At 61.1% G+C, this 12,454-nt stretch carries 12 protein-coding genes; all 12 read right to left on the reverse strand.

Annotated features, from left to right (window positions below):
* Positions 1-90: 90 nt before the first annotated feature.
* Complete coding sequence (locus CAK78_RS13030; RefSeq protein WP_094697548.1) at positions 91-888, reverse strand: DUF1338 domain-containing protein; 798 nt, start codon at positions 886-888, stop codon at positions 91-93.
* Between the two features lie 63 nt (positions 889-951).
* On the reverse strand, positions 952-2,421 hold the full coding sequence (gene astD, locus CAK78_RS13035; protein WP_094697549.1) for a succinylglutamate-semialdehyde dehydrogenase: 1,470 nt from the start codon (positions 2,419-2,421) through the stop codon (positions 952-954).
* Between the two features lie 70 nt (positions 2,422-2,491).
* Positions 2,492-3,511, reverse strand: a complete 1,020-nt coding sequence (astA, locus tag CAK78_RS13040; protein ID WP_005298408.1) for an arginine N-succinyltransferase — start codon at positions 3,509-3,511, stop codon at positions 2,492-2,494.
* Between the two features lie 75 nt (positions 3,512-3,586).
* Positions 3,587-4,804 (reverse strand): aspartate aminotransferase family protein, encoded by a 1,218-nt coding sequence (locus CAK78_RS13045; protein ID WP_094697550.1) that lies wholly within the window; start codon positions 4,802-4,804, stop codon positions 3,587-3,589.
* Between the two features lie 277 nt (positions 4,805-5,081).
* Entirely contained in the window at positions 5,082-5,663 is a 582-nt protein-coding gene (locus CAK78_RS13050; protein ID WP_017765005.1) for an aminodeoxychorismate synthase component II, read from the reverse strand.
* A 20-nt stretch (positions 5,664-5,683) separates the two neighbouring features.
* On the reverse strand, positions 5,684-5,899 hold the full coding sequence (locus CAK78_RS13055) for a hypothetical protein (RefSeq protein WP_094697551.1): 216 nt from the start codon (positions 5,897-5,899) through the stop codon (positions 5,684-5,686).
* A 124-nt stretch (positions 5,900-6,023) separates the two neighbouring features.
* Positions 6,024-7,028, reverse strand: coding sequence for a tryptophan--tRNA ligase (gene trpS / locus CAK78_RS13060; RefSeq protein WP_005298400.1), 1,005 nt, complete (start codon positions 7,026-7,028; stop codon positions 6,024-6,026).
* Between the two features lie 39 nt (positions 7,029-7,067).
* Entirely contained in the window at positions 7,068-7,736 is a 669-nt protein-coding gene (locus tag CAK78_RS13065; protein ID WP_005298398.1) for a phosphoglycolate phosphatase, read from the reverse strand.
* Entirely contained in the window at positions 7,723-8,397 is a 675-nt protein-coding gene (gene rpe / locus CAK78_RS13070; protein ID WP_010633199.1) for a ribulose-phosphate 3-epimerase, read from the reverse strand. Before rpe ends, CAK78_RS13065 begins: the two co-directional genes overlap by 14 nt.
* A gap of 454 nt (positions 8,398-8,851) precedes the next feature.
* Positions 8,852-9,724, reverse strand: a complete 873-nt coding sequence (locus tag CAK78_RS13075) for a Dam family site-specific DNA-(adenine-N6)-methyltransferase (protein WP_094697552.1) — start codon at positions 9,722-9,724, stop codon at positions 8,852-8,854.
* Positions 9,725-9,794: 70 nt separating this feature from the next.
* On the reverse strand, positions 9,795-11,369 hold the full coding sequence (locus CAK78_RS13080; protein WP_094697553.1) for an SPOR domain-containing protein: 1,575 nt from the start codon (positions 11,367-11,369) through the stop codon (positions 9,795-9,797).
* A complete protein-coding gene (aroB, locus tag CAK78_RS13085) occupies positions 11,359-12,441 on the reverse strand; it encodes a 3-dehydroquinate synthase (RefSeq protein ID WP_017778955.1) in 1,083 nt (360 codons plus the stop codon). The genes CAK78_RS13080 and aroB overlap by 11 nt, the downstream gene beginning before the upstream one ends.
* Positions 12,442-12,454 lie beyond the last annotated feature (13 nt).

Raw genomic sequence — 12,454 nt, forward strand, 5'->3', positions numbered from 1 at the left:
TCCATACACACCATAAAATAGGCAAAAAAATAAAACGCCCCTCAACGGGGCGTTTTGCATGCAGCAGAGCCGGGATGACCCGGCCCCGCCTTACATGGCGTTGGTGGATTCGAAGATCTTGTCGGCTGACGCCTCGACGAAGCCCGGGTAGAGCACGCCGTCGGCCTGCGGGTAGCGCAGGGCGAATTCGTAGAAGCAGCTCGGGATGGTGCGCACACCGTCGCTGAAGGCCACGTCCGCCTTGTCGGCCATGGTGGAGGATTGCTCCAGCATCACCTGCGGGTCCCCTTTCACCTCGCCACCCACGCTGTTGAGCACGAAGCCGGCTGCTTTCAGAGCAGCGTTCACCTGCTCTATGGTGTCGAAATCCCGCAGGCGGTTGATGTTGACGGTGAAGTGGTTGGCGCGATAACCCCAAGCAGCCATCCAGGCTGCATACTCGCTCTCCGCCAGCAGGGTCTGGTAGTCGGCATAGGAGACCTGCCAGGGGGCACCGGCATAGAGGAAGGCGGCGGTATCGGTCAGATGATCGGGCACCTGATCCACCAGCTTGTGGATGATGGCCTGAGCGCCTTCGGAGAGCTCTTCTACCTTCAGCTCGCTGATGAACACCTTGGGAGCATCCGGATCCTTGTGCTCGAAGTGCTTGGCGTAGAGCTTCTTGGCCTTGAACACGTACTCGCCCTTCTGCTCGTAGCCGAGCGCCAGGAAGTGGGTCGCCAACTTCTCCAGCCCCAGCTTGGGCAGGTTGTAGGTGCGAAACGCCACGTGATCGTTGACGATGGGTTCACCGCCCCCCAGCAGGGTGTGCACCTTGTGGGCACTCGGGGTCACCTTGATGTAGTTGTCCCACAGATGACTGAACAGGGTGTCGATATCCTTTTGCATCTCTCTTTCCTTTGATTGCGGGTACAGACAGGGGCACCCTGAGGTGCCCCCTTTTCGTTGTTGTCAGAAGCTCAGGCCGGGAGACAGCTGATCCGGCATGGCAGCCTTGCTGTCTTCGACGGAAGCGACCGGATACGCACAGTAGTCGGCAGCGTAGTAGGCGCTCGCTCTGTGGTTGCCGGAGGCGCCGATGCCGCCGAACGGCGCGGCACTGGAGGCGCCGGTGATGGGCTTGTTCCAGTTGACGATGCCGGCGCGAATGCGTTTGAAGAAGTGGTTCCAGTCCGCCTCGCTGTCGCCGAGCAGGCCGGCCGAGAGGCCGAAGCTGGTGGCGTTGCCCTGGTCGATGGCGGCATCGAAGTCGTCGTAGCGAATGAGCTGCAGCAGCGGGCCGAAGTACTCTTCATCCGGCAGCGCCTTGACTGCCGTCACGTCTATGATGCCTGGGGAGACGAAGCCGGTGCCGGCTTCCAGGTGCTTGAGGGTGAGCAGGCTCTCGCCACCGAGGCGCTGCAGGTTGGCTTGCGCCTCGACCATGCCGAGCGCTGCCTTCTCGCTGATCATGGCGCCCATGAACGGCTGCTCGGCGGCGTCATAGAGACCGACCTTGATCTGGCCGACCACCACCACCAGGCGCTTGACCAGAGCATCGCCCCGCCCGCCGCGCTCGACAAACAGGCGGCGCGAGCAGGTGCAGCGCTGGCCTGAGGTGATGAAGGCGGACTGCACGATGGCATGGACGGCGCCGTCGATGTTGCTCACGTCTTTCACGATCAGCGGGTTGTTGCCACCCATCTCGAGGGCCAGGATCTTGCCCGGCTGGCCGGCAAACTGCTGGTGCAGGAAGTGGCCGGTACGGGACGAACCGGTGAAGAAGAGGCCGTCGATGTCCGGGTTGCCGGCCAGCGCCTTGCCGGTATCCACCTCGCCCTGCACCAGGTTGAGCACGCCCTTGGGCAGCCCCGCCTCCTGCCACACCTTCAGCATGGCCTCGGCCACCATGGGGGTCAGCTCGGACGGCTTGAACACCACGGTATTGCCGGCGATCAGCGCCGGCACGATATGGCCGTTGGGCAGGTGGCCCGGGAAGTTGTAGGGGCCGAACACCGCCACCACGCCGTGGGGCTTGTGGCGCACGAATGCCTTGGCGCCCGGCATGGGGTTCTCCACGGTGCCGGTGCGCTCGTCATGGGCGCGGATGGATATGGCGATCTTGCCCTGCATGGCGGCGACCTCGGTACGGGTCTCCCACAGCGGCTTGCCGGTCTCGCGGGCGATGGTCAGGGCCAGCGCCTCCTTGTGCTCGCCAAGCAGGTCGGCGTAGCGGCGCACGATGGCCAGACGCTCCTCGAGTGCCAGATCGGACCAATGATAGAAGGCTTGGCGGGCGGCCTTGACGGCGGCATCCACCTGGGCGGCGCTGGCGGCCTCCCCTTGCCAGATCACCTGATTCTTGGCCGGATCCTTTGATTCGAACGGCTTGCCTTCACCGGCCAGCCACTGACCGTCGATAAACTGCACTAAATGAGTCATCCAATCACTCCCTGTGGTATGCAGGCAGCCGAGGCTGCCTGTTTCATATTCGGTTTCGTCGTCAGCCGGATCAGTCGAGATCGACGGCACGCACCATGTCGCCATCCTGCACCTTGAGCGCCGCCGCCATCTTGGGCGGGATGATGGCCTCGTGCTTGTCGAGATCGACCCGGATGTTGCCGTAGCAGGCGCGGTAGTGCTCGTAGCGGGTGTTGCAGATCAGGTGGGTCTTGCCGCCGATGGGCTCGCCCACCAGTACCCGCAGCTTCTGGCTGCGGCGCACGCTGCGAATGTTCTTCACGTCGCACTCGACAGTGGGGCCGGCATCGAAGATGTCGACATAGCCGCGATTCACGAACCCTTCGTCCTGCAGCATCTTGATGGCCGGGCGGGTCTTCTCGTGGGTCTGACCGATGACGGCGCGCGCCTCGTTGCTCAGCAGATTGACGTAGATGGGGTACTTGGGCATCAGCTCGGCGATGAAGCGCTTCTTGCCGATGCCGGTAAGATAGTCGACGGTGGGAAAATCCATCGAGAAGAAATGCTTTTGCAGCCACTCGTAGAAGGGGCTGTGACCATCGCCATCGGAGACGCCGCGCATCTCGGCGAAGACGGTTTCGTCAAACAGCTCGGGGTGCTCGGCCATGAACAGAAAGCGGTGCTTGGAGAGCAGACGGCCGTTGAGCCCCTCGCGGGCGCATTCGCGCAGAAACAGGGTGCAGAGCTCGGAATTGCCGGTGTAGTCGTTGGAGAGGGTGAGCGTCTCCACCACGTTGTAGATGCCGAGCTTGGGGGAAGAGTGCACCACCTTGCCGATGTGATAGTTGTAGAACGGCTGGGACAGGCCCACGGCCGCATCGATGGCGCAGGTACCGACCATTTCGCCGGTCTCCAGATCCTCGGCGACGAAGAAATAGAGGCAGTCACCCTTGCCCGCAGGCTTGTCCGAGAAGGTCTGGGTGGAGGCGTCTATCTTGCGCTGCAGCAGTTCATCGTTGACGGGCAACGAGGTCATGCCGGTGCCGGATTCGATGGCACAGGTCTTGAGACCGGCAAAATCTTTTTGCTCGATGGGACGGATAACCAACATAAATGACAACTCCCTTTCATTGACGACAGGTGGGGGCCCGGCTCCTGCCGGGCGGGTTCCCCACCTCAATTTGGATCAGGCGTTAACCACCTGGGCAACCGCTTTCTCGAACCGGGCCAGCCCTTCCTTGATGTCCGCTTCCGGAATCACCAGGGACGGCGCGAAGCGCACCACGTTGGTGCCGGCAACCAGCGCCATCAGGCCCTGATCGATGGAGGCCAGCAGGAAGTCGCGCGAGCGCCCCTTGTAGTCATCGTTCAGCACGGCGCCCAGCAGCAGCCCCTTGCCACGCACTTCGCTGAAGCAGTGGTACTTGGCGTTGATGGCTTCCAGCCCTTCGCGGAACAGCTGCTCGCGCTGCTTGATGCCGCTCAGCACTTCCGGGGTGTTGATCACGTCGATCACCGCCTCGGCCACCGCACAGGCCAGCGGGTTGCCGCCGTAGGTAGAGCCGTGAGTGCCCACTTTCAGGTGGGAGGCGATCTCGGTGGTGGTCAGCATGGCGCCGATGGGGAAGCCGCCGCCCAGCGCCTTGGCGCTGGTGAGGATGTCCGGCGTGACACCCAGACCCATGTAGGCAAACAGATCGCCGGTACGGCCGACGCCGGATTGCACTTCGTCATAGATCAGCAGGGCATTGTGCTGGTTGCACAGCTCGCGCACCCCTTTGGCAAACTCGTCGGTGGGACGAATGATGCCGCCCTCGCCCTGCAGCGGCTCCATCACCACGGCGCAGGTATTGTCGGAGATGACCTCGGCCAGTGCGGCCAGATCGTTGTAAGCCACGTGGGTGATGTCAGCGGGCTTGGGACCGAAGCCATCGGAGTAGGCAGCCTGGCCACCGACGCTGACGGTAAAGAAGGTACGACCGTGGAAACCCTGATGGAAGGCGATGATCTGGGTCTTGTGGGCGCCAAACTTCTCGATGGCGTAGCGACGGGCCAGCTTGAGGGCGGCTTCGTTGGCTTCGGCACCGGAGTTGCAGAAATAGACCTTGTCGGCGAAGGTAGCGGCGACCAGCTTCTTGGCCAGGCGCAGAGCCGGCTCGTTGGTCATCACGTTGGAGAGGTGCCATAGCTTCTCGCCCTGGGTTTTCAGGGCCTCTACCAGCTTGGGATGGCAATGGCCCAGGCCATTGACGGCGATCCCGCCGGCGAAGTCCACATACTCACGGCCTTCCTGATCCCAGACACGTGACCCTTCACCACGCACCGGGATGATCTTGGCGGGCGCATAGTTGGGAACCATCACTTCATCAAACACTTCACGTGTCACTGCCAACAACTCTGACATATTGCTCTCCTTCGATCTGGCGACAGAATAATCCACCGCCCAAAAGTTAAATCCATGTAAACACATCGGCATTGTCACAGAAAAAAAGCTAAAAGTCTGCAACAAAGCGCGTTACAGGGAACAATGTTCGATTGCCCGTGAGATTTTAGGCAACCGCATTGCATAACGGCTCCGGGGGTGTTGGCAAGAGATAATTTGGACAGGGAGGCAGGTGAATAAAGTGTCAGGGAAAATATTTTTGGCCTCATCACGATTTTGAGAGGCCGATCACGACTTGTCAGGAATTTGCCAGAAAATTGGCCAGCAATTGATGGCCCTGTTCGCTCAAAATGCTCTCCGGATGGAACTGAACCCCCTCTATATTCAACTGCTTATGGCGCAAGCCCATGATCTCGTCCGGGCTGCCGTCGGCATGTTCGCTCCAGGCGGTGATCTCGAGACAATCGGGCAGGGTGTCGCGCTCCACGATGAGCGAATGGTAACGAGTGACCCGCAACGGGTCGTTGAGCCCCTTGAAGACGCCCTCCCCCCGATGGCGGATGAGCGAGGTCTTGCCGTGCATCACCTGACGGGCACGCACCACCCGGGCGCCAAAGGCTTGCGCCAGCGACTGGTGGCCGAGACAGACGCCGAGAATGGGAAGCTGGCCGGCAAAACGGGAGATGGCCGCCAGAGAGATGCCCGCCTCGTTTGGCGTGCAGGGGCCGGGAGAGATCACCAGATAGCGGGGAGAGAGCCGGGCGATAGCATCCAGCGTCAGCTCGTCATTGCGCTTCACCACCACCTCCTGTCCCAGGGCGCCAAAATATTGCACCAGATTCCAGGTAAAGGAGTCGTAGTTATCGATCAACAACAGCATGGGTCAACCAGGGCAGAGAATTAACGATCCAGATAGCGACCCTGCTCCATTTCGCGCTCGCGCTGGCACTCGGCCAGGTAGATGGCGGCGGCGATGGCAGGGGTTTTGTGGTACTTGTCGATGGCGTTGGAGACCATCAGTTGCAGGGTATTGAGGTTTTTGGCCTTGCGAAACTTGCGCAGCCAGTGACCCTTGTCACCCAACTCTTCAATCGTGGTATTTGATTCGACAGACATGCTAACTCTTGGGGCAGACGCCCGCGTTTGAAATTGGAAGATGAAAACAACGAATAGCAGGTCGGGTAAAACAAAGAAAGCCAGGCAAATACCCAGCTCTCTTCTACTACACCTTCCCAGTATGTCAGGCTCGAGGAACGAAGCCGACTACATCATATACGCTGGCCAGGGTTTTTTCAGCCCTTTCCCGCGCCTTTTGTGCACCTGCCGCCAAAATGGCCTGCAGATGAGCCTCATCCTGACGCAGCTCGTGGAAGCGCGCCTGGATCGGCTCCAGCAAGGCAACCACGGCCTCGGCGGTTTCGGTCTTGAGGTGACCGTACATCTTGCCTTCGAAATGCTGCTCCAGCTCGGGGATGGAGCGACCGGTCACCCCGGACATCAGGGTCAACAGGTTGGAAACCCCCGGCTTGTTCTCCGGATCGAAACGCACCACCGCAGGCTCGTCGGAGTCGGTCACCGCGCGCTTGATCTTCTTGACGATCTGCTTGGGATCTTCCAGCAGGCCGATGAAGTTGGCCTCGTTGTCATCCGACTTGGACATCTTCTTGGTCGGATCCTGCAGGCTCATCACCCGGGCGCCTTCGGTCGGAATGAAGGGTTCAGGCAGGGTGAACACCTCGCCGTAGAGGTTGTTGAAGCGGGTGCAGATGTCGCGGGTCAGCTCCAGGTGCTGCTTCTGGTCGTTGCCCACCGGCACCTGATTAGCCTGATAGAGCAGGATGTCGGCCGCCATCAGTACCGGATAGCCGAACAGGCCGACGTTGACGTTGTTCTCGAAACGGGCGGACTTGTCCTTGAACTGGGTCATGCGCGACAGCTCGCCCATCTGGGTGTAGCAGTTCAGGATCCAGCCGAGCTCCGCGTGCTGCGGCACATGGGACTGGATGAAGACGGTGCTCTTGGCCGGATCGATCCCCACCGCCAGATAGAGGGCGGCGGCGTCCAGGCAGGCCTTGCGCAGGGCGGCCGGATCCTGGCGGGTGGTGATGGCGTGCAAGTCGACGATGCAGTAGAGGCAGTCGAAGTCATCCTGCATGTTGACCCACTGACGCAGGGCCCCCATGTAGTTGCCGATGGTCAGCTGGCCCGACGGTTGGGCCCCGCTCAATACGATAGGTTTAGTCATCAGAGTGTTGATCCTTGTTATTCGGCCTGCCTGGCCAGCTTATTCGGCCAGCAGCGCGTCGAGCTGGGCGAACTGTTCGCATACCCAGTCCGGGCGGGAATCTGCGATGGGACGGCCGTAGTTGTAGCCGTAGGTCAGTCCCACCACCTTCATGCCGGCAGCCTGGGCGGCCAGCACGTCATTTTCGGAGTCGCCCACCATCAGGGTGCGCGACGGGCTGACGCCCAGCTCGTGGCAGGCCAGCAGCAGCGGTTCCGGGCTCGGTTTCTTGACGGGCACGCAGTTGCCCCCCAGCCAGAGCGCGAAGCAATCGGCGATGCCGAGGGCATCGAGGATCGGCTGCACGAAGTGGCTCGGCTTGTTGGTCACGATCCCCTGCCGGTAGCCCAGCGCCTGCAGGCGGCGCAGGCTCTGCTCAACCCCGTCATACATTGCCAGCCCTTCCAGCAGGCAGGCCTGATAGTGACGGTCAAACAGCGGACGGGCGCTGGCAAACAGCTCAGGCGCCGCGCGATAGTCCAGCGCCCGCTGGATCAGTTTGTCGGCACCGTTGCCGACCCAGGTCCGCACCACGGCCTCGTCGGCCTCGGCCAGCCCGAGTTCGGTCAGCGTACGGTTGACCGCCAGCGCCAGTTGCGGGGCGCTGTCGATCAGAGTGCCGTCCAGATCGAACAGCACCAGGTCAAAATCACGTTCAGCGTTTGACATGAGAGAGCTCCGCCCGCATCTCGTCGATCACCGCCTTGTAGTCCGGGCGGCTGAAGATCGCAGATCCGGCCACGAACATGTCGGCACCCGCCTGGGCAATTTCACGGATGTTCTCCACCTTGACCCCACCGTCGATCTCGAGACGGATGTCGCGGCCGCTCTCGTCGATCAGGCGGCGCACCTGGCGCAGCTTGTCGAGGGTGCCGGGGATGAAGCTCTGGCCGCCGAAGCCCGGGTTGACCGACATCAGCAGGATCACGTCCAGCTTGTCCATCACGTATTCCAGGCAGGTGAGCGGGGTGGCCGGGTTCAGCACCAGACCGGCCTGGCAGCCCTGCTCCTTGATGAGACCCAGGGAGCGGTCAACGTGGTCGGACGCTTCCGGGTGGAAGGTGATGAGGGAAGCACCGGCCTTGGCAAAGTCGGGAATGATGCGATCCACCGGCTTGACCATCAGGTGCACGTCGATGGGGGCTTCGATACCGTAGTCACGCAGGGCCTGACAGACCATGGGGCCTATGGTCAGGTTGGGCACATAATGGTTGTCCATCACGTCGAAATGGACCACGTCGGCACCGGCGGCCAGCACCTTGGCGACATCGTCCCCCAGACGGGCAAAGTCGGCGGAGAGGATCGAGGGGGCAATCAGAAAGTCTTTCATCAGCGTCATCCATTGGCAGCGTGGCAGAAAAAGCGGCGCAATTTTACCGCAAACGAGCGCCGAAAACGACCCGCACAGGGTATGGAAAAAGCGAACGTCATCATCACTGCAAGCGGACGCTGAAAACGACCCGCACAGGGTATGGAAAAAGCGAACGTCATCATCACTGCAAGCGGACGCTGAAAACAACCCGCACAGGGTATGGAAAAAGCGAACGTCATCATCACTGCAAGCGGACGCTGAAAACAACCCGCACAGGGTACGGAAAAAGCGAACGCCATCATCACCGCAAACAGGCGCCGAAAACGACCCGCACACGGTATGGAATACGCAGGCTCCATCATGACCGTACATCTGCACACAATACAGGCCCAAAACATATCCCGCAGGATCTGCCTATCTTCCTCATCGACTGCGACAGACATAAAAAACGGCACCCAAGGTGCCGTCTGTCTCAGCCGAGTGGCGCCAGTTCGGCGTCGCTCGGGTAGTAGCCCTGCTCCGGCTCGATGCCGGGCGGATAGAGAGCCAGCAACTCGGCTACCTTGTTGCGGGCGCCACCGTTGCGGCTGATGGTGCGCTTGACCAGGATCTCGTCGAGGCGGGCACCGCGATAGAGTTCGCGGGTCAGCTCGATGTCGTGGTTGCTGATGAGCACGGGCACCCCTTTGCGGGCCGCGGTGTGACGGGCCAGCCTGGCCAGCACGGCCTGATCGTCCAGGGTAAAGCCGCCGGCCGAATAGGTGGTGAAGCTTGCGGTGGTGGAGAGCGGCGCATAGGGCGGATCGCAATAGATGACCCAATCCTCTTCGGCGCGCTGAATGGCGTCGGCATAACTTTCACAGATGAAGGTCGCCTTCTGCGCCTTCTCGGCGAAGGCCCACAGCTCTTTTTCCGGGAAATAGGGTTTCTTGTAGGAACCGAACGGGACGTTGAAGCCCCCTTTCTTGTTGTAACGGCACAGGCCGTTGAAACCGTGCCGGTTCAGAAACAGGAACAACAGGGCACGCTCGAAACTGGTATCGGCCTGATTGAACTGGGTACGTAGCCGGTAGTAGGCGGCCTTGTGGTTGTGCTCGGCCACGAACAGCTTGCGCGCCTCGGCGATGAAGCTGTCCGGCGTTCGCTTGAGATGGTTGTAAAGTCCGATCAGATCCGGATTGATGTCGTTGAGCACATAGGCGTCGTAGTCGGTGTTGAGAAACACGGACCCAGCCCCGACGAAGGGCTCCAGCAACACACGCCCGGCCGGCAAACGCTCGGCAATCTCTTCAACCAGGGAGTATTTTCCCCCGGCCCATTTTAAAAAAGCGCGTGTTTTTTTCATGGAAATCCGGTGTTAAGAAGGCATCGACCAAAAAAGGGGGACGATTCTACCCCCTTCCCGGCCAAAATGGCTATTGCTTCAACTCTTTTTGTACCTGCGCAAACGACTTGGGCCAGGGTTGACCCTTCAGCAAGGCGGGCGACAGCTTGCGAATGGCGGCCTTGGCCTGGTTGCTGCTGGCGTAGTCCCCCTGCAGCACCACATACCAAGGGCTGCCGCGGAACTGGGTCTGATAGACCCAGATCTTGCCGGCAAGGCCATTTTCGGCCACGAACTTGTCGACTGCCTTGGTGTTGCTCGCCCCCATCAGCTGGATGCTGTAGTGGCTGCGCGGCTTCTTGTTCAGGGTGGCGGCAGGGGTCAGCGCCACCTTGGGTGCAGGAGTCGCCACCAGCTCGGCGGCAGCCGGTTTGGCCACCGGCTTGCTGGTAACCTGCGCTGGCTGGGCGGTTGCATTGGGTGTGGCCGCCTGCTTGGCAGGCTCATTCTGGGTGGCTGCCGCTCGGGAATCGGCACCGGTCAGCTCATCCACCACCGCCGTGGGCAAGGCCCCGCTGACGTTGGGCTGCTTCATCAGCTTCTCGACCACCTCGTCGGAGATCACCACCCGACGCCCCTCGTAGTTGGTCGATTCGGTAGTAACCGTGTCGCTCTCTACCGCCTTGGGCAAGGCCTTGGCATCGGGCTGCCAGTCGCGTACCACACCACCCTGATTGGGGGCGGCACCATCATTGCTCACACTCTGATTGCCGTTCTGGCTGCTGTTGTTGCCGCCGACGGTGAGCGGGTCGCCACCCGACACGGGGATCGGCAACGCCGTGCTCTGGGTGGGCTCAGGCACGGCCCCTTTGTCGCCACTGCTGAACATTGCCGGCAGCAGGTAACTCAGGGCCAGCAGACCGCCGGCAACCAGTGCCAGCAGGGTCGCAATCTTCTTGACGGGCAACTCGGCCTGACGTTTCTTGGGCCTTCTGTCGGTCATGATATCCTCCAGTAACTGCATGATGGTGGACGGATGTCCATTCGCCACTTTCAGGATCTCTTCCACTTTCGGCTTGGGCAAGAGGGCTGTCGGGAGCTTGAGCTCTTTGGCCTTCTCATACAAGAAGATACGTTGTTCGGGGGCGCTCAGCGGCGCGACTTCCAGCTCCAGTGCCGGCATGGCACGTCCTTTGAGCAACGCCTTCTGGGTGCGACACCAGCCGTCACTGCCGGACACCATGATCGCCAGCTGATGGGGCACGGCCAGGGTGTCGTTGTGGCGGCACAGGCTCCACAGCTCGCCAACCAGTTCGGCAGGCAGCTCGTCTGCCCGTTCGATCAGCAGCAGCAATGTGGCCGGTTTGCCCTCCAGCATGCGAAAGAAGCTGTCTGCCAGCGCATCCTGTGGATTGAAGAGCGGGCGGGCCACCACCTGGGGCAGCAGCAGCTGGCGCACGTCCACCATCTTCATGGCCGGACTGCCGATCAGGCTTGCGACGCGGACTTTTTCAGGCAGGCTATCGAGCATGGCCTGACACAAGGTGCCGCGACCGCTGCCGGGTTTGCCGGAAAGAAAAATGAAAGGATGATTGAATTCAATCAGATGCAGCAGCCGGTCAACCAGCTGCCGCTGGGAAGGAAGCTTCAGCAGTTTATTTGTCACGACCAGACTCGATCACCGCCAGCAGTTCAGCATCGGAGACATCGGCCACCACCTGGGCATGACCGATGCCAACCGGCAGCACCAGACGCAGTTTGCCTTCCAGCACCTTCTTGTCGCGACGCATGTGGCGAATGAAGGCGGCAAAATCCATCTCGGGCGGTGCCTGTACCGGCAGATTGGCCGCCAGCAGCAGCGCCCTGATGCGGGCTACGTCCTGCTCGGTCACATCGCCACGGGCCTGTGCGGTCCAGGCAGCCAGCATGGTGCCCGCCGCGACGGCTTCGCCGTGCAGCCAGTTGCCGTAGCCCTTTTCTGCTTCGATGGCATGGCCGAAGGTATGGCCCAGGTTGAGCAGGGCACGCACGCCATGCTCGGTCTCGTCCTGACCGACCACATCGGCCTTGATTTCGCAGCAGCGGCGGATGGCATAGGCCAGCGCGGCCGGCTCCTGCGCCTGCAGACGGGACATGTTGGCTTCGAGCCAGCAGAAGAATTCGACATCCCAGATGATGCCGTACTTGATCACCTCGGCCATGCCGGCGGCGAATTCACGGGCAGGCAGGGTCTGGAGGCACTCGGTGTCGATGACCACGTGTCTGGGCTGATAGAAGGCCCCGATCATGTTCTTGCCGAGAGGATGGTTGACGGCGGTCTTGCCGCCGACGGAGGAGTCAACCTGGGAGAGCAGTGTGGTAGGCACTTGAATGAAAGGAATGCCACGCTGGTAGCTTGCCGCAGCAAAGCCGACCACGTCACCTATCACACCGCCCCCCAGGGCGATCAGAGTGGTATCACGGCCATGGTTGGTTTCCAGCAGAGCGGACATGATCCGCTCGAAGGTTGCTAGGTTCTTGTAGGCCTCGCCATCCGGCAGGATCAGGTGTTCAACCTGATAACCGGACAGCAGCTGGGTAATGCGCTCAAGATACAAGGGGGCGACAACTGTGTTGGTCACTATCATGACCCGCTTGCCCTTGATGGTTTGCGTCAGCACCTCTGCATGCTGCAACAGACCTGCCGCTATCTCGATGGGATAGCTGCGTTCACCCAGTTCGACCTTCAACCTTTCCATGGACGTCCTCTTG

The sequence above is a fragment of the Aeromonas sp. A35_P genome, assembly GCF_002259925.1.
Lineage (GTDB): Bacteria > Pseudomonadota > Gammaproteobacteria > Enterobacterales > Aeromonadaceae > Aeromonas > Aeromonas dhakensis.